At 65.1% G+C, this 17,332-nt stretch carries 15 protein-coding genes; 11 read left to right on the top strand and 4 right to left on the bottom strand.

What is annotated here, in order from left to right:
* The first annotated feature begins 148 nt into the window (after positions 1-148).
* The 4 genes from OU11_RS02675 (at position 149) to OU11_RS02690 (ending at position 3,756) form a co-directional block, all read left to right on the top strand.
* Positions 149-2,083 carry an acetolactate synthase large subunit gene (locus tag OU11_RS02675; RefSeq protein WP_033514367.1) on the top strand — a complete coding sequence of 645 codons (1,935 nt, stop codon included), beginning with the start codon at positions 149-151 and terminating at the stop codon, positions 2,081-2,083.
* Positions 2,084-2,112: 29 nt separating this feature from the next.
* Complete coding sequence (gene ilvN, locus OU11_RS02680; RefSeq protein ID WP_033505388.1) at positions 2,113-2,667, top strand: acetolactate synthase small subunit; 555 nt, start codon at positions 2,113-2,115, stop codon at positions 2,665-2,667.
* Positions 2,668-3,067: 400 nt separating this feature from the next.
* Positions 3,068-3,331, top strand: coding sequence for a FitA-like ribbon-helix-helix domain-containing protein (locus OU11_RS02685; RefSeq protein ID WP_033514368.1), 264 nt, complete (start codon positions 3,068-3,070; stop codon positions 3,329-3,331).
* Entirely contained in the window at positions 3,331-3,756 is a 426-nt protein-coding gene (locus tag OU11_RS02690) for a type II toxin-antitoxin system VapC family toxin (protein ID WP_206538218.1), read from the top strand. Before OU11_RS02685 ends, OU11_RS02690 begins: the two co-directional genes overlap by 1 nt.
* A gap of 3 nt (positions 3,757-3,759) precedes the next feature.
* Here the strand turns inward: OU11_RS02690 and OU11_RS02695 are convergent, their stop codons facing one another.
* The gene (locus OU11_RS02695) at positions 3,760-6,132 is read right to left on the bottom strand and encodes an ABC-F family ATP-binding cassette domain-containing protein (RefSeq protein ID WP_033514369.1); all 2,373 of its coding nucleotides are present in this window, start codon (positions 6,130-6,132) and stop codon (positions 3,760-3,762) included.
* Between the two features lie 213 nt (positions 6,133-6,345).
* Complete coding sequence (locus tag OU11_RS02700; RefSeq protein ID WP_033514370.1) at positions 6,346-7,071, bottom strand: type 1 glutamine amidotransferase; 726 nt, start codon at positions 7,069-7,071, stop codon at positions 6,346-6,348.
* Positions 7,072-7,243: 172 nt separating this feature from the next.
* Between OU11_RS02700 and cysS the strand changes: the two genes are divergently transcribed.
* A complete protein-coding gene (cysS, locus tag OU11_RS02705; RefSeq protein WP_373869294.1) occupies positions 7,244-8,881 on the top strand; it encodes a cysteine--tRNA ligase in 1,638 nt (545 codons plus the stop codon).
* A 120-nt stretch (positions 8,882-9,001) separates the two neighbouring features.
* Here cysS and OU11_RS02710 read toward each other — a convergent pair whose 3' ends face one another.
* Entirely contained in the window at positions 9,002-9,907 is a 906-nt protein-coding gene (locus OU11_RS02710) for a cation transporter (protein ID WP_033514372.1), read from the bottom strand.
* Between the two features lie 379 nt (positions 9,908-10,286).
* Here OU11_RS02710 and ffh point away from each other — a divergent pair, with 379 nt between their 5' ends.
* From ffh to trmD, 6 genes are all read left to right on the top strand, one after another.
* A complete protein-coding gene (gene ffh, locus OU11_RS02715) occupies positions 10,287-11,921 on the top strand; it encodes a signal recognition particle protein (protein ID WP_033514373.1) in 1,635 nt (544 codons plus the stop codon).
* 86 nt (positions 11,922-12,007) lie between these two features.
* Entirely contained in the window at positions 12,008-13,000 is a 993-nt protein-coding gene (locus OU11_RS02720) for an endonuclease/exonuclease/phosphatase family protein (RefSeq protein WP_033514374.1), read from the top strand.
* Between the two features lie 232 nt (positions 13,001-13,232).
* Complete coding sequence (rpsP, locus tag OU11_RS02725) at positions 13,233-13,688, top strand: 30S ribosomal protein S16 (RefSeq protein WP_033514375.1); 456 nt, start codon at positions 13,233-13,235, stop codon at positions 13,686-13,688.
* 2 nt (positions 13,689-13,690) lie between these two features.
* Entirely contained in the window at positions 13,691-13,924 is a 234-nt protein-coding gene (locus tag OU11_RS02730) for an RNA-binding protein (protein WP_033514465.1), read from the top strand.
* A 14-nt stretch (positions 13,925-13,938) separates the two neighbouring features.
* A complete protein-coding gene (gene rimM, locus OU11_RS02735; protein WP_033514376.1) occupies positions 13,939-14,628 on the top strand; it encodes a ribosome maturation factor RimM in 690 nt (229 codons plus the stop codon).
* A gap of 89 nt (positions 14,629-14,717) precedes the next feature.
* Positions 14,718-15,653, top strand: a complete 936-nt coding sequence (trmD, locus tag OU11_RS02740; RefSeq protein WP_033514377.1) for a tRNA (guanosine(37)-N1)-methyltransferase TrmD — start codon at positions 14,718-14,720, stop codon at positions 15,651-15,653.
* A gap of 4 nt (positions 15,654-15,657) precedes the next feature.
* On the opposite strand, the gene OU11_RS02745 is transcribed toward trmD, so the two are convergent.
* Entirely contained in the window at positions 15,658-16,311 is a 654-nt protein-coding gene (locus OU11_RS02745) for an RsmD family RNA methyltransferase (protein ID WP_033514466.1), read from the bottom strand.
* Positions 16,312-17,332 lie beyond the last annotated feature (1,021 nt).

Raw genomic sequence — 17,332 nt, forward strand, 5'->3', positions numbered from 1 at the left:
TTTGCTACTACGATGATGAGCAGTATGCGCCATTGCCATGCCGCCATCAGCGGCGGACGCCTTCGGCGCAGTGTCGCGCCCGCGGCGCCCACCGATGCGCCCGTGGTACGCGACCTGACCCGGACACACGACGATTGAGAGAGGAACCATGGTACTACCGACACCTCTGCAGGCGTTCAGCAGCGTGCCCAAGGCCGCTGCCGGCACCGACAAACAGACCATTGCAGACGGCGAGAAGATGACCGGCGCCGAAGCGCTGGTCCGTTCTCTGGAGGATCTGGGGGTCCAGGATGTGTTCGGCATCCCGGGCGGCGCGATTCTACCCGTCTACCATGCGATCAAGGACGACTCGAAGTTCCGTTTCCTGCTGATGCGCCATGAGCAGGCCGCCGGCCATGCCGCCGAGGGCTACGCCGTGGCGACCGGCCGTGTGGGCGTGTGCATCGTGACCTCCGGCCCCGGCGCGACCAATATGTTGACGCCGATCGCCGACGCGAACATGGACTCCGTGCCGATGGTGGTCATCACCGGTCAGGTCGGCACCGATTCGATCGGCACCGACGCCTTCCAGGAGGCCGACATCGTGGGCGCCACCTACCCGGTGGTCAAGCATTCGTATCTGGTGACCAACGCGCAGGACATCCCGCGCGTGCTCACCGAGGCCTACTACATCGCCAACTCCGGCCGCCCCGGCCCGGTGCTGGTCGATCTGACGAAGACCGCGCAGGTCGGCGAGATGTACTACTCGTGGCCGCAGCGCATGATTCTGCCCGGCTATAACCCGACGATGAAGGCGCATGGACGCGTGCTGGCCGACGCCGCCCGTCTGTTCGAGCGCTCGTACCGCCCGGTGCTATACGTCGGCGGCGGCGCGGTGCGTTCCGACGCCCGCAAGCAGATCGAGAAGCTGGCCGAGCTCACCGGCGCGCCCGTGGTCACCACCCTGCCGGCGCGCGGCATCATCCCCGACTCGCATCCGCAGAACCTGGGCATGCCGGGCATGCACGGCACCATCGCCGCCACCGGCGCCATCCAGCGTTCCGACCTGCTCGTCGCCATCGGCGCCCGCTTCGACGACCGCGTGACCGGCAAGCTCGATGCGTTCGCGCCGACCGCGCGCGTCATCCACATCGACATCGATCCGGCCGAGATCAGCAAGAACCGTCTGGCGGACGTGCCGATCGTCGGCGACGTGGCCACGGTGCTGGACGACCTGATTCCGGAAATCGAGAAGCTGCAGGCCGAGCACGGCAAGCCGGACCTGAAGCCGTGGTGGGCCGCGATCGACCGCTGGCGCAACAAGTATCCGATGACGTACGAGGAGCCGACCGATGGCACGCTCGCCCCGCAGTGGGTGGTGCAGCAGCTCGGCAAGTACGCCGATCCGTCCACGATCTGGGTCACCGACGTAGGCCAGCATCAGATGTGGGCCTCGCAGTTCCTGGACTTCGAGAACGCGCACTCATGGCTGTCCTCGTCCGGTCTGGGCACGATGGGCTTCGGCCTGCCGGCCGCCATCGGCGCCTCGATTGGCGCGCAGCGCTTCTTCGACAAGACCAAGCCGGTGTGGCTGATCGACGGCGACGGCAGCTTCCAGATGACCAGTGAGGAGATGACGGCCGCGTTCCTGGAGCATGCCCCGGTCAAGATCGCGATCCTGAACAACTCCTCGCTCGGCATGGTGCGCCAGTGGCAGACGCTGTTCTACGACCACCACTATTCGGCCACGAACCTGCATGACGGCGAGGGCAAGGCCGAGAACTATCCGAACGGCGAACAGCCGGCGGGCGAGTTCTTCGATGTGCCGGACTTCGTCAAGCTGGCGGAGGCGTACGGCTGCGTCGGCATGCGCGCGTTCACCAAGGAACAGGCCGTGGAGTGCATCAAGAAGGCGAACGAGATCAACGACCGTCCGGTGCTCATCGACTTCCGCGTGTGGAAGGACGCAATGGTGTGGCCGATGGTCGCCGCCGGCGAGTCCAACAACAACGTGGTATACATGCCCGGCATCCAGCCGCTCAAGGGACATAACGCGGATGCGGATCCGGACGAGGACGCGGACGCCGCGGACACCGAGAACTGACGGAATTTCAGGCAAGAGGAGCGATAATCATGGCTTTGTATCCCGCATCACGGCCCACATCGCAGCGCCACACGCTGTCGGTGCTCGTCGAGAACCGCCCGGGCGTGCTGTCCCGCATCGCCGGCCTGTTCGCACGTCGTGCGTTCAACATCAACTCGCTGTCCGTCTCCCCCACCGAGCGTCCGGACATCTCGCGCATCACGGTGACCGCGGACGTGGAGGACGTGCCGCTTGAGCAGATCATCAAGCAGCTCAACAAGCTGCTCCACGTGCTGAAGATCGTGGATCTGGACGATGAGAACACCGTGAACCGCGAGCTCGTGCTCGTCAAGGTGGCGGCCGACGCCAAGACCCGGTCCGACGTGCTGGAGATCGTGCAGACCTTCCGCGTGCGCGTGGTCGATATGCATCCCGAATCGCTGGTCATCGAGGCCACCGGCGCCGGCGCGAAGCTGGATTCGATGCTGGCGCTGCTCGAGGACTACGGCATCATCGAGATCGTGCGTTCGGGCTCCGTGGCGCTGACCCGCGGCCCGAAGGCGCTGAGCGAGAAGGTGATCGGCTCCGAGATCAAGGGCCGCTGAGTTCGCGCAGCATATCGCAGCGGTGCTGCGCGCGCGTTGCAGGAGCGCTGCACCATCGACACATCCTAGGGGTGGCACACCGTGCCACCCCTTTCTTTTTTCTCTCTCCCGGGGATTTTTCACTCTCCCGAGAAAAAGTAAGCGCACCGTGACAGCGGGATTCCCGTTTCGTCAAGAACTCTTCCGGTTTCGCGTGTGACCTGTCCTGACTGGTCGGCCAGTCATGCATGGTTCGCACTATGCGATTAGTTGCGGATCCGCAACTAATCGCATATGAGGTCACGCAGGATGTATCGATCCCCGCCCCCCTCCTTCCGGAACGAGGACACGCACTGTACGACAACGGAAGATGATGCTATCATTGTGCTGTCGTTACGAATTCATTATTAGGGGGTATATCATGGCGACACTGACCATTCGCAAGCTTGATGACAAAGTCGTCGAGGATTTCAAGCGCATCGCCAAGAAGAACAACCGTTCGGCGGAAGCCCAGGCGCGTTCGCTGATCGAGGATTTCACCGCAGGCGTGCTGGCGCATGACATCATGTCCAACTCCGACTTGGTGCAGGAGATGTGGGACCTGCTTGGCGACGAATCCCTTCAGCCCGGCGAGGAGCTCGCGCCTCCGCGCACCGACGACGCCCGTCCGATCGATTTGGGGTGATGACGATGATCATCCTCAATACCGATGTCATCAGTGAGATTCTCAGAAAGAACCACGCCGACCGCCGTGTCATCGATTGGTTCATCCATGTTCCGATGAATGAGGTCTACACGACATCCGTCACTACGGCCGAATTGCTGACGGGCATAGCCCTGCTGCCCGAGGGAGCGCGGAAACGACGGCTTGGCGACTCCGTGCAGCGGTTCATCAGCCTCTATCTTCCCCGCACCTTGCCGTTTGACGCCGCTGCGGCACCATATTACGCTGCCGTCCACGCCCAACGCCGCGCCGCAGGACGACCCGTCACCACTCAGGATGTGATGATCGCCGCCATCGCACTGGCGTGCGACGCCACGCTGGTCACCCGCAACGTCAAGGATTTCGAGCACACCGGCGTCAAACTGTTCAATCCGTGGGAGCGGTGACCGCTACTCCAACTGTTCGGAGAGCTCCATCCATTCGGCTTCGAGGGGTTCGGTCTCCTCGGCGATGGCCTGCAAACGCACGTTCATCTCGTTGAGACCGGCGTAGTCGCTCGGATCATGAGCGGCCATCGCCGCCTCAAGCTCAGATTTCTCCTCCTCCAGCTTGGCCAGCTTCCGCTCGATTTGGGAGACGCGCTTGGATGCCTCATGGAACGCCTTGCCCGTCAGCTTCGGCGTCGTCGCAACCGTCGCAGCCCCAGCGACCCCATCATTTTCGGACGGTGTCCCATCTTCCGACGCAGCGGCGTCGGCCACGATGCCGGTCGTATCGCCCGCGGCCGGCGCAGCCCCCTTCTTCCGCACGGGCGCGGCGTCGCCGCCGAACGGGTCGCGACCGGCCTTGATCGCCTCGGTCATCGCCAGATAATCGTCCACGCCGCCCGGCAGATGGCGGATCTTGCCGCCGATCAGCGCGAACTGCTGGTCGGTCACGCGCTCCAGCAGGTAGCGATCATGGCTGACCACGATCAGCGTGCCCGGCCAGGTGTCGAGCAGATCCTCCATCACGGCCAGCATATCGGTATCCAGATCGTTGCCCGGCTCGTCCATGATCAGCACATTCGGCTCATCGAGCAGGATCAGCAGCAGCTGCATGCGGCGCTTCTGCCCGCCGGACAGGTCGCGGATCGGGGTCATCAGCTGCGCGGCCTCGAAGCCGAGCCGTTCCATCAGCTGCCCCGGGGTCACCTCCTTGCCGTCCACGATGTAGCTGGGCTTGTACCGGCTCAGCACCTCCTTGACCTTGTACTTGCCGAGCGCCTCCAGCTCGTCCAGCCGCTGCGAGAGCACCGCGAAACGAACCGTCTTGCCGATGTTCACATGGCCGGCGGTCGGGGTGATCGACCCGTCGAGGATCTTGAGCAGCGTGGACTTGCCGGCGCCGTTCGCGCCGACGATGCCGAAACGGTCGCCGGGGCCGATCAGCCAGGTCACGTCGTCCAGCACCTTGCGGCCGGTGACGGAGACCCTGTGCGCCGCGGAGGTCGCAGGGAGCGTCGTCTCTCCGTCCGCGTCCTGAGCAGCGGTCCCTGCTCCGGAAGGAGCGGAATGGGCAGAGGACCGCTCCCCCGCCGCCTTCGAGGTGTCGGGTTCCGCTGCGGAAGGGTCGGGAACGGCAGTCGGGGCAAAGGCGACGCCGGCATCGCGCAGGCGCGGGTCGGCGGACAGGTCGTCGACGGCCAATTCCACGGCACCGTACGCCTGCGGCTCCGCATACATCGGACGCACCACGTCCACACGGGACACGGACGCCGCCATCTCGGACACATCCGGGTCGATTGCGGCCAACGCCCCCGCGCTCCGGGCGGACGCCGCGACGTCGCCGCCAGCACCATTGGCGTCGACCGCATCGTCATCGGGAACGTATACCGGGCGGACCGCGTCGGGACGCGGCGTGCCGTCCACGGTCACACCGTTCTCGGCGGCGAACACCTGCGTCACGTCGATCAGGTCCACCACCTGCTTGCCCAGGCGGGAGGTCGCCATCTGCTTCAGCTCCAGCGTGTTGCGCAACGGCGGCACGTCGGCGATCAGCTCGCGTGCCTGCTTGACGTGGAACTTCTGCTTGGTGGAGCGTGCACGGGCGCCGCGGCTCAGCCACGCCAGCTCCTTGCGCGCCAGGTTGCGGCGGCGGGCCTCGCGCACGTCGGCCTGCCGGTCGCGTTCCACGCGCTGCAGCATGTACGCGCTGTAACCGCCCTCGAACGGGTCGATCGTACCGTCGTGCACCTCCCACATCGACTCGCACACCTCGTCCAGGAACCAACGGTCGTGCGTCACCAGCAGCAACGCGCCCTGCCCCTTGCCCCAGCGGGTTTTCAGGTGTTCGGCCAACCAGTGGATTGTGACGACGTCCAGATGGTTGGTCGGCTCGTCGAGCGCCAGGATGTCCCAATCCTTGAGCAGCAGGCGGGCAAGATCGGCGCGGCGGCGCTGGCCGCCGGACAGTGAGCCGATGCGCGCGTCCAGGCTGATGCCGCCGAGCAGCGCCTCCACGATCTCACGCGAGCGCGTCTCCGACGCCCACTCGTAGTCTTCGCGTCCCTCCAGTGCGGCCTGGCGGACGGTGGCGTTGTCGTCGAGCGGGTCACGCTGGTCGAGCATGCCGAAGCTCAGCCCCCCGCGCTTGGTCACGCGGCCCGCGTCGGGCTCCTGCGTGCCGTTGAACAGGTGCAGCAGCGTGGATTTGCCGTCGCCGTTACGGCCGACGATGCCGATGCGGTCGCCCTCGAACACGCCCTGCGTCACGTCGGTGAAGATCGTCTTGGTCGCGAACGCAAGCGACACCTGTTCCAACCCAATATCGTAAATCGGCATAATCCCTTAATCTACCACCCGCCCCGCCACGCCCGGATTCTCCGGACTCTGATGCATCGTGACCGTGATCCATCTCCAAAATCGTTGATTTTACAAGGTTCTTGAATTGTGTCAGAGTCACGAATATGTCAGAGTCCGGAGAATCCGGGCGTGGCGGGAGACGCGCCGGATGGACCCGGGACGGGAAAAGGACCCGGGATGGGGAAGGGACGGTTAGCCCAGGGTCTTGGCGTAGGTGCTGCAGCGGGCGGCGAAGCTGGAGAACACCTGCTCGGCCAGCGGCTGGATCTGCGCGTTGGCCTCGGCGAAGGCCTCGCGCAGCTTGGACTTCGAACCGCCGGCGGCCTTGAGCTCCTTGACCATCGAAGGCTCCTCCAGCCACTCCTCCAGCATGGCGGCGCTCACCTCCAGGTGGAACTGCAATCCCAGCGCCGAACCGAACCGGAACGCCTGCACCTTGGTCTGCGGGGAACGAGCCAGCAGCTGCGCGCCGTCGGGCAGACCCACCGTGTCGCGGTGCCAGTGCAGCACATCCAGCTGCTTGCCCCACATCGCAAAGTAATCGTGTTTGTCCACGCGTTTGATCGGCCCCACGCCGATCTCCGGACCGTCCCCCTTGCACAGTTTGGCCCCCAACGCCGTGGCGATGATCTGATGCCCCAGGCAGATGCCCAGCACCGGCTTGCCCACGCTGATCGCGGCCTTGGCCAGCTTGGCCTCCGCTTTCAGCCCCGGGTATTGGTCGTAGTCGGCGGCACCCATCGGCCCGCCCATGATCACCACGCCGGCCAGTTCGTCGAAGTCCGGCATGTCCGGTTTCTTCTTCTTGGCCACGTTGAGCGAGAGCGTCTCCAACCCCAGATCCTCAAGATTCGCCAGAATCCGCCCCGGTTTCTCCCACGGGACGTGCTGCAGAATAAGCACTTGCGGTGACGTCATAGCCTCCATTGTTGCACCGGCACGGTAGAAAGGCACGCCGCATCGAACCAAAGACGCCCGAAAAGCGCGGTTTGAAGCGGCATGCCTTGTCTGGCAAAGCGAATACGCTCGAACCATGACCGACACCACGAATCTCGCCGTCGACACGAACGATGACCCGGCCGTCCGCCCGCTGTCCGAGGCCGCCGCGAACCTCAAGCTGTACGACACCGCCTCGCACGCGGTCGAACCGTTCGTCCCGGTCCGCCCCGGGCATGTGGGCGTCTACGTGTGCGGCGCGACCGTGCAGAGTTCGCCGCATATCGGCCACATCCGCGCGGCCGTGGCGTTCGACGTGGTGCGCCGCTGGCTGCTGCGCCTCGGGTACCGGGTCACGTTCGTGCGCAATGTGACCGACATCGACGACAAGATCCTGGACAAGGCCGCGGCCGCCGGCCAACAGTGGTGGGAGCGCGCCTACATCTACGAGCGCGAGTTCACCGAAGCCTACGACGCGCTGGGCGTGCTGCCGCCCACCTATGAGCCGCGCGCCACCGGCCATATGCTCGACATGATCGACCTGATCCGGCGCATCCTGGACAACGGTCACGGCTACATGGTGCTCGACGAAGCGGGCGACCCGACCGGCGACGTGTATTTCGACGTGCCCAGCTGGCCGCATTACGGCGAGCTGACCCACCAGAAGCAGACCGTGGCCGACGAGGCCGCCGCCGTGGCCGACCGTATGGGCCCGAGCGTCGACAACGCGGGCGACGACAAATACAATCCGGTCGACCCCGCCGACGCCTCCCCCGACAAGCATGATCCGCGCGACTTCGCACTGTGGAAGCGTCCGAAGCCGACCGATCCGCCGACCGCCCGCTGGTCGACGCCGTTCGGCGTGGGCCGCCCCGGCTGGCATCTGGAATGCTCGGCGATGAGCCACCGCTATCTGGGTGACGAGTTCGACATCCACGGCGGCGGGCTGGACCTGCGTTTCCCACACCATGAGAACGAGATGGCGCAGTCGCGCGCCGCCGGATGGGGGTTCGCGCGCCACTGGATGCATTCGGCCTGGGTCACGGCCAAGGGCGAGAAGATGTCCAAGTCGCTGGGCAACGGCCTGTCCGTGCCCGCGGTGCTCGCCGAACACTCGGCTTGGGTGGTGCGCTACGCGCTGGGCTCGGTGCAGTACCGGTCCATGTTGGAATGGTCGGATCAGACGCTGGCGGAGGCCGCCGCCGCATACGAACGCGTGACGAACTTCATCGAACGAGCCGCCGCGGCGGTCGGCGGGCAACCGGCGCGCGACGAGATCGAGGCGATGGGCGCCGACGACCTGCCCACCGCATTCGTTGCCGCGATGAACGACGATTTCAACGTCTCCGGTGCCGCCGCCGCGATCTTCACCGCGATCCGCGAAGGCAACACGTTGGTCGAGGCGGTGAACACCGGCCGCTACGCCGATCTGCCCGCCGTTGTCGTGGCCGCTTGGGGCGTCGGCATCGGGGATGCCGCGACCACGACAGCCGACGACGCGAAGGCGATGCTGCGCCGCGTGCTGGTTGCGGTGCGGGCGATGCTGGACACGCTCGGTCTCGACCCGCTGGCCGAACCGTGGGTCAACGGCGGCGCGACGGGTGCAGCCGACAGCGGCGAATCGCCCGAGCATGCCGCACTCGACACGCTGGTCTCGGGACAGCTGGCTCGCCGTGCCGAGGCGCGCAAGGCCCGCGACTTCGCCACCGCGGACGCGATCCGCGACGCGTTGGGCGAGGCCGGCATCATCATCGAGGACACCCCGCAGGGCTCCACCTGGAGTCTCAAATAGCGCGGCGGCTCCCCTGCGGGAAGGGAGCCGCCGACCGCCGATCCGTCGTTGCCGCCCGGCGCGGGACCATCCGTGTCTCGACCGCCGACAGGCTGCGGGACGATGCTCGGCGCATCCCTCTCAGTCGAACACGAAATCGACATCCACGATGTGCAGTCTGCGCTTCAGTTCCCGTTCCAGGGACCGCTTGCATTCGACCAGATCGGTCACGTCGATCGATTCGCCGGTGCCGGCGAGATACACGTCCACCGTGTAGTTCATGCCGGTCTTGAAGATCATCGTCCGCTCGTATTCGGTGTTGGCCGGCAGATGACGCTGTGCGGCCGCCTCCACGAAGGCGTTGGTCTCATCATCGTCGTGCACGCCGCCGACGAGTTCCACGAACGCGTCGCGCAACACCTCGACCGGCTCCCTGACGGCCAGGATCACAATCGCCGTGGTGATGAAGAAATCGCCGGTGTAGTGCAGGAAATCAAGCGGCCCACCGGCCGGCAGCAGCACCAGCACCACCGCGGCCACGCCGATGCCGAACGAGATCATGCCGTCCACCAGGGTGCTCTGCGCCTCCGCGCGCAGCATCATGCTCGAATCGCCGATGCGGGCGTTCTGGCGGCGGTAGTACATGAGCAGGCCGAAGCAGGTGGCCACGGTCAGAATCTGGTAGATCACCACGGGGCCGAAGGTCGCGCGCTCCCCCACGCCGAGCACGAAGTAGTCCCAGGCCACCTGCGCCACATCAAGGAACGAGAACACGAGCAGCGAAAGGGTGAAGATCGCCTTGCAGATCGCGTAGATCGGTTCCAGGGCGAACATGCCATTGGGGAACCGTTCGGTGGTGCGCACGGTGCGCGAGGAGAGATAGGTTGCCACCAGGCCCGAGACCACGGAGATCACGGTGAAGGTGGTGTCGAGGAACATGGCCTTCAGGCCGGTCATGAAAAACACGATCGCGCCGGCGATGACCATGAGGATGTTGATGACGATGCCCACGCCGAGGGCTTTGCGTTCGATTTGCTTATGCTGCATCGATGGTCCTTCCATATTGCATGGCAGTCAGGCGTCGCGCCGCCCGTGGCCGCGCGCTTGGCATGTCTGCGATAGGGGTGTCCAGGGATTTTCCTGAAAAATGTGCCTTCCCATTGTACCAAACGCAACACGCCCGGATTATGCCGTGGGCTGACGGCCCATCCGGTGCAGCAACACCATGGTCCTGCGCCAAATGGCACAGTTAGGGCCAGCCAACTGAACCATCTGACGCATATGCACCATGATCCTGCATCATTGGGCACAGTTTGGGCCGGGCATCTGACCCTTTTAACGCAGTATGCCTGTAATCCTGCCGCACATGGGCCAGTTGGACGCCGCGCGCCGCTTCTCCCTACGCACGGCTAGACTGGGGGACATTATGGCAGCGTTTAGTTCTTTGACAGACAGGCTCTCGAATGCCTTCAAGCATCTGAAGAGCAAAGGCAAGCTTTCCGAGGCGGATATCGACGGCACGATCCGCGAGATCCGCCGCGCCCTGCTCGACGCCGACGTGGCGCTCGAGGTGGTGCGCTCCTTCACCGGCCGCATCCGCGAGCGCGCGCTCGGCACCGAGGTCTCCGAGGCGCTCAACCCGGCCCAGCAGGTCGTCAAGATCGTCTATGACGAGCTGACCGGCGTGCTCGGCCAGGGTGTGGACCGTCCGCTAAACTTCGCCAAGAATCCGCCGACGATCATCATGCTCGCCGGCCTGCAGGGTGCCGGTAAGACCACGCTCGCCGGCAAGCTCGGCTATTGGCTCAAGGATGCCGGTCATACGCCGCTGCTGGTGGCGGCCGATCTGCAGCGTCCGAACGCGGTGACGCAGCTGCAGGTAGTAGGCGAGCGCGCCGGCGTGCCGGTGTACGCGCCGGAGAAGGGCGTGCAGTCGGACGGCGGCGACGAGGTCTCCGCCCCGGGCATGACCACCGGCGACCCGGTGAAGGTGGCCCGTGATTCGATTGCGCTGGCCAAGCAGAAGCTGTATGACACGGTGATCATCGATACTGCCGGCCGCTTGGGTGTGGACGAGGTGCTGATGCAGCAGGCGCGCGACATCCGCGATGCCGTGCAGCCCGATGAGATCCTGTTCGTCATCGACGCGATGATCGGCCAGGATGCGGTGCGCACCGCCAAGGCCTTCGACGAGGGCGTGGACTTCACCGGCGTGGTGCTCTCCAAGCTGGATGGCGACGCCCGTGGCGGTGCCGCGCTGTCCGTGGCGAGCGTGACCGGCAAGCCGATCCTGTTCGCCTCGACCGGCGAGGGATTGAAGGATTTCGAGGTCTTCCACCCGGACCGTATGGCCTCGCGCATCCTGGATATGGGCGATATCCTGACCCTGATCGAGCAGGCGCAGAAGCAGTTCGACGAGGAGGAGGCCCGCAAGGCCGCCCAGAAGATGGCCGAGGGCGAGTTCGGTCTGGACGACTTCCTCGAGCAGCTGCAGCAGGTGCGCAAGCTGGGGTCGATGAAGAGCCTGCTCGGCATGATTCCGGGCATGGCACAGCATCGCCAGGCGTTGGAGCAGTTCGACGAGCGCGAGATCGACCGCACCGAGGCGATCATCCGTTCGATGACGCCGGCGGAGCGGCGCAACCCGAAGATCATCGACGGTTCGCGCCGCGCCCGTATCGCCTATGGTTCCGGCGTGACGGTCTCGCAGGTCAACGCGCTGCTGCAGCGTTTCGAGCAGGCCGCCAAGATGATGAAGCGCATGTCGAACAAGGCCGGCATGGGCGGCATCCCCGGTTTCGGCGGTCCTGCGATGGGCGGTAAGAAAGGCAAGAAGGGCGGCAAGAAGAAGGGTTCCAAGTCGGGCAATCCGATGAAGCGCGAGGCCGAGGAGAAGGCCTTGCGCGACCGTCTGGCCGGCAAGGGCGGCGGTTCGGCGTTCGCCAAGAAGCCGCAGAATCCGGCGCTGCCGGCCGGTCTGCAGGAGATGCTCGGCGAGAACGGCGCCCCGGATGTGCCGCCGAATCTCGGCGCCGGTTTGGGTGGTCTGTTCGGCCGCTGATCGATCCGATTGTTCATGTCCCGCAGTCCGCCTTGGATTGCGGGACATTTCGTTCATCTGTTGCGTATAGCGGAAAAGGATTTGCTGTGGGTGTTGCGATTGGCATCGTGCTGGCGATTACCGTGCTGTGGTGGGCGCTGCGGTTCCTGCCCGCCGGCGCGGAGGGGCATCTGCCGCTGCCGTATCTGATTGCGCTGATTCCGTTTCTGTGGATTCCGGCGCTCATACTCGCCGTCGCCGCCATTGCAGTCGGCGACTGGTGGCTCGCCGGCATCGCCGCGGTCCTCGCCATCGTCGTCCTGCTGCGGGTGCCGCTGTATCGACTGCATCATCATCGTGAAACAGCGCGTGGAACATTGCGTGAAACGGCGCGTGAAACAGACCGCACCCTCACCGTGATGACGCTCAACTGCCGGTACGGTCGCGCGGATGCGCGCACGATCGCCGACGCGGTGCGCGATCGTCACGTCGATATCCTCGCTCTGCAGGAACTCACGCAGGGACTCGTCACCGCCCTCGACGATGCGGGTATCCGCGAGACCCTCCCCCACCGTCAGCTCGGCGAAGACCGTCCCACCGACAACGGCGGATTCAACGGCCTGTGGACACGACTTACGCCCGTCTCCTCCGAATCATCCTCCGTCGAGATCCCCGCCGCCGACGTTCCGATGGTCGTCGCCACGCCCGCCGCGGACGCCACCGTCGCGTTCGCCTCGGCACACACCAAGTCCCCGATGCGGGGTTGCCGCGCCTGGTCGCAGGGCATCATCGGACTGGGCCGGCTGGTACGCCGACATCAGAGCGCGGCGGCCCCCGGCGACGCCGTCGTGGTGCTGGGCGACCTTAACTGCGGCATCGACCATCCGAGTTTCCGCAGGCTGCTGGCGTCCGGATTCCGAGACGCCAGCATGAGCGCCACGCGCAAGCCGTCGGTGTCGTTCCCCTCATGGATCGTCTGGCCGCGCATCGAACTCGATCACGTGCTGCTGAGCGGCGGTATCACAGCCGGCCGCATCGAGACCTTCATCGTCCCCGGTACCGATCACCTGGCCACGGTCGCGACGCTCCGCATGCCGTAGCCACTTATGTCGTGGCGGGACCGGAATCCGTATGGCGGCACGCCACCCGACGACACCGGCGACCGATCCCCGCAACACGGCGTGTCGCGGGGATGGGGTTATAATCATCAGGTTATTCATGGGCGCGGTGCCCTCTACTCCCGCGCTGCATGAGGAACGCGTGGGTTCTCGGATTCCGTGCCCCACACCGAAACCGAAAACCCGCACCCCTAGTGATACAAGGAGAGCCATTTTGGCAACCAAGATTCGTCTGAAGCGCATGGGCAAGAAGTTCTACGCCTTCTACCGCGTGGTCATCACCGATTCCCGCAACAAGCGTGACGGCAAGGCCATCGAGGAGATCGGCGTCTACGATCCGAACAAGCAGCCCTCGCTGATCCAGATCGATTCCGAGCGCGCTCAGTATTGGCTGGGTGTCGGCGCGCAGCCGACCGAGCCGGTGCTGAACCTGCTCAAGATCACCGGCGACTGGCAGAAGTTCAAGGGCATCGACGGTGCCGAAGGCACGCTGAAGACCGCCGAGGCCGGCCCGGACGCGCAGGCTCGCGTCGAGGCCGTCGAGGCTCAGGCCCAGAAGCTGAAGGCCGCCAAGTCCGAGGCCGCCGCCAAGGCTGCTGCCGAGGCTGAGGCCCAGGCCGCCGAGGAAGAGGCTCCGGCTGAGGAAGCCCCCGCAGAGGAAGCTGAGTGATCATGCTCGCCCAGGCTGTTGAACATCTCATCAAGAACATCGTCGATTTTCCGGACGATGTGTCCGTCAAGTCGCATGAGAACGCGCGCGGCGAACTGCTGCGCGTGCGCGTGAACCCCGAGGACATCGGCCGCGTGATCGGCCGCAACGGGCGTACGGCAAACGCGATTCGCACCGTGGTGCAGGCGCTGTCCGACCACAAGGTGCGCGTCGATATCATGGACGTGCGTCGGTAAGAGAGTTCCGTAGCGTGGAGCGTCAACAACACTCTGACGACCCGCAGCAGCTCGACCTGCTGCGGGTCTGTCGTATCGGTCGCGCGCAGGGGCTCAAGGGGGAAGTCACCGTGCGCCTGTATACGGACGAACCGGATTACCGGTTCGCTCCCGGTTCCGTGCTGTATGCCCGTGACGGCTCGCAGGAGTATGTCGTCGAACGGTCGCGCACGTTCAAGGATCGTTGGATCATCAAGTTCGAGGGCGTCGACGATCGCGACGCCTCCGAAGCGTTGAACGGGGTGGAGCTGTACGGCGAGGCCGACGACCCCGACCTCATGCTCGAGGAGGACGCCTGGTATCCCCGCGATCTGGTCGGTCTCGAGGCCCGCATGGCCGAGGGCAACGGGCTCGGCGTGCGGCCCGGGTTGGTGATCGGCAAGGTTGTGGACGTGATCGACGGCGCGCAGTCGCTGCTCAAGATCCGGCTGTCCGACACCTATCTGGCGTCGTTGGGTGCGGACGGACAGCCCGCCGATGTCGCGGATGGCGAATCGTCCCCCGCACCCGCTCCGACCGCGAACGACGATGGCGAATCGGACGCGCCGCGCATCGAAAAGACCGCGCTGGTGCCGTTCGTGGAACAGCTGGTGCCCGACATCGACCTTGGCGAGGGATATCTGACCCTCGATCCGCCCGGCGGCCTGATTCCCGGCCTCAACTGACGAAGACGACCCAGGCGTGCCGCCATCCGACAACCCGCTGGGAAGGCGCGATGGCATCGCCGTGACTATGGCATGGAGTGGTTATCCGCATGAAGATCGACATCGTTTCCGTGTTCCCCGAGTACTTCGAAGTGCTGAATCTGAGCCTGTTCGGCAAGGCCCAGGCCAAGGGACTCGTCGAGGTGCACGCGCACAACCTGCGCGATTGGACGCACGACGTGCATCATTCCGTGGATGACACCCCGGTCGGCGGCGGCGCAGGCATGGTGATGAAGCCCGAGGTCTGGGCCGAATGCCTCGACGACCTGCTGGGGCTGGCTCCCGTGGAAGTGGGCACGGATACGCCTGCCACCGCCGCATCGTCTCCTGCCGGGGTTGCCCCCATGTTGTCCGAATCGGGGGATTCTTTCCATTGCAACGTTGCGTATGACGGCAAAACGCAAGAATCCCCCGATTCGGACACGACGGCGGACGCCACCGTGCTCATCTTCCCGAACCCCTCCGCGCCCCTGTTCACCCAGCGCGACGCCACCGAGCTGAGCCGCGCCGGCCGTCTGGTCTTCGGCTGCGGCCGCTATGAGGGATACGACGCGCGCATCCCCGCGTACTACCGCGCCCAGGGTGTGGACGTGCGCGAATATTCAATCGGCGACTACGTGCTCAACGGCGGCGAGGTAGCCGTGTCGGTGATGCTCGAGGCCATCACCCGTCTGCTGCCCGGATTCATGGGCAATCCGGATTCCATCGTGGAGGAGTCCTATACGGGAGGCAACGCGCTGCTCGAACACCGCCAGTACACGAAACCGGCCACCTGGCGGGGCATGGCAGTCCCGGACATCCTGCTGTCCGGCGACCACGGCAAGGTGGACCGCTTCCGCCGCGACGAGGCCCTGGCCCGCACCAATGAAATCCGCCCGGACCTCATTGAGCGTCTCGATTGCAGAGCGCTCGACAAGGCCGACCGCAAGACGCTGATGGCGCTGGGATGGGAGGTCTCCGGCGAGCATCCGCGTCACTTGGGATGACGGGCTAGACGGCCTCGATATAGTGGACCGCGGTTTCGCCGTAATCGCGTCGGTCGGTGATCCGCCATCCCGCGGGAGGCTTCGGCTCGTCGCTGCGGGTCGACCGTTCCAGCACGATCACCGTGCCCGATACCGCCAATCCCGACGTCGCCAGATCCGCAAGCAGACGGTTGCAGGCCTCCGTGGTGAACGCGTAGGGCGGGTCGATGAAGATCACGTCAAAGGGCTGGACCGAACCGGTCTCGCCGACCGCTTCGGGCTGAGGCCCCGGAGCCGCGTCTCCGGGGACCATGGTCTCGTGTCGCGGCAGCCTCGTGTAGCCGGCCACGTACTGTTCGGCGCGTTTGCGCACCAACCGCACGCTCATGCCGGGCTCCCAGGCATTGTTGCGACGCAGCTGCGCGAACGTCCCGGAGATCAGCGATGCCGCCGGCGCCGCCGATTCGATCGAAACCAGTTCCTTCGCACCGCGCGACAACGCCTCGATGCCCAACGCGCCGGTTCCCGCGAACAGATCGAGCACGCGGGCGTCCTCCAACACATTCCAGGATTCCAGCCTGGAGAAGATGGCCTCCTTGGTACGGTCGGTCGTCGGCCGCGTGCCGCTCTTCGCCGCCTTGAGCTCCAAACCTTTGAATCGTCCTGCAATCACACGCATATCTTCCATTATCCATACACGCGCGTCCGTGTTGGCGGCCGAGGCGTCGCTTCCGTGCGACAGCAGATCGCCGCCGTTCTGCGCCGCGGCGCTTTCCATCTGGTTGATGCGCTCGCTCATCGTCAGGATCCGTTTTTCCAACGTGCGCAACCGACTCTCGTACTGCGTCAGTAGCAGTCCGCTGACATCCTGCACCGAACGATTGGAACGCATCCCTCCGGCCCAGCGCTCCGCCCGGTACGGAGCAGGCGTCGCCCCGACCAGTCCGTCCACCACCGAATCGCCGGTTTCATACCCGATATCGAGGCGACCGGCCCGTTCGTCGGCGCGCCACCGCGCGATGCACCGTTCGATGCGCTTGTATCCGATCAACGATGAGTTGAGCCCCGCATCGTTGAAGATCTTCGTCGGCGACTCGCCGGCATGGTAGCGGCGCATGCATTCGGCCTTGAAGCGCTCCGAATAGAAGATGCGCTCCTGCGTCACCGACTCGACCGCCGGCAACGTCATCAGATACGCCCGCTCCTTGGTGGTGAATTTTCCTTGTCTCATTGCGATTCTTTCCTGACCGTGTCCCGGTCCCGTCATATCGGGAAGCCGTCCGCATATCGGTATGCGGCTATCCCATGTCTGTCATTGCATTGTTTCTGTTCGAATCAGACGGCCGTCGCCGCCTCGGACCGGGGGAACAACTCGCCTAGGGGCCGGTCCGCGCATTCTGGGTTCTGTTTCGAAAAACCTCCCGTCCGGTACGGATGGAGGTCGGTTGGTCTCCATTACACGCCGCCGCGGCGCGGGAGTAAAGGGCGTTCAGCCTCGGGCTGAGGTTATTCGTCATTCGGCACGGTTCTGTCCTCCAACATCATCCGGACGCAGCCTCGCTGCTGTCCGACCGACGTCCACGAATCCGGACGTGAGATGCCTCAAGTGTATCGGGGGCGGCACGTGCCAAATCCCAAGGACCGAGGGACCCGTTGCCATCATTGGGAAAAACGATGGGGGGAGGGCACGGGCGGCACCC

The sequence above is a fragment of the Bifidobacterium pullorum DSM 20433 genome, assembly GCF_000771405.1.
GTDB lineage: Bacteria > Actinomycetota > Actinomycetes > Actinomycetales > Bifidobacteriaceae > Bifidobacterium > Bifidobacterium pullorum.

Coding starts and splice junctions, on each gene's coding strand:
- OU11_RS02745 (WP_033514466.1), bottom strand. CDS start 16,311: ATGCGTGTGATTGCAGGACGATTCAAAGGTTTGGAGCTCAAGGCGGCG.
- OU11_RS02685 (WP_033514368.1), top strand. CDS start 3,068: ATGGCGACACTGACCATTCGCAAGCTTGATGACAAAGTCGTCGAGGAT.
- trmD (WP_033514377.1), top strand. CDS start 14,718: ATGAAGATCGACATCGTTTCCGTGTTCCCCGAGTACTTCGAAGTGCTG.
- OU11_RS02690 (WP_206538218.1), top strand. CDS start 3,331: ATGACGATGATCATCCTCAATACCGATGTCATCAGTGAGATTCTCAGA.
- OU11_RS02695 (WP_033514369.1), bottom strand. CDS start 6,132: ATGCCGATTTACGATATTGGGTTGGAACAGGTGTCGCTTGCGTTCGCG.
- ilvN (WP_033505388.1), top strand. CDS start 2,113: ATGGCTTTGTATCCCGCATCACGGCCCACATCGCAGCGCCACACGCTG.
- OU11_RS02730 (WP_033514465.1), top strand. CDS start 13,691: ATGCTCGCCCAGGCTGTTGAACATCTCATCAAGAACATCGTCGATTTT.
- OU11_RS02700 (WP_033514370.1), bottom strand. CDS start 7,071: ATGACGTCACCGCAAGTGCTTATTCTGCAGCACGTCCCGTGGGAGAAA.
- OU11_RS02710 (WP_033514372.1), bottom strand. CDS start 9,907: ATGCAGCATAAGCAAATCGAACGCAAAGCCCTCGGCGTGGGCATCGTC.
- OU11_RS02675 (WP_033514367.1), top strand. CDS start 149: ATGGTACTACCGACACCTCTGCAGGCGTTCAGCAGCGTGCCCAAGGCC.
- ffh (WP_033514373.1), top strand. CDS start 10,287: ATGGCAGCGTTTAGTTCTTTGACAGACAGGCTCTCGAATGCCTTCAAG.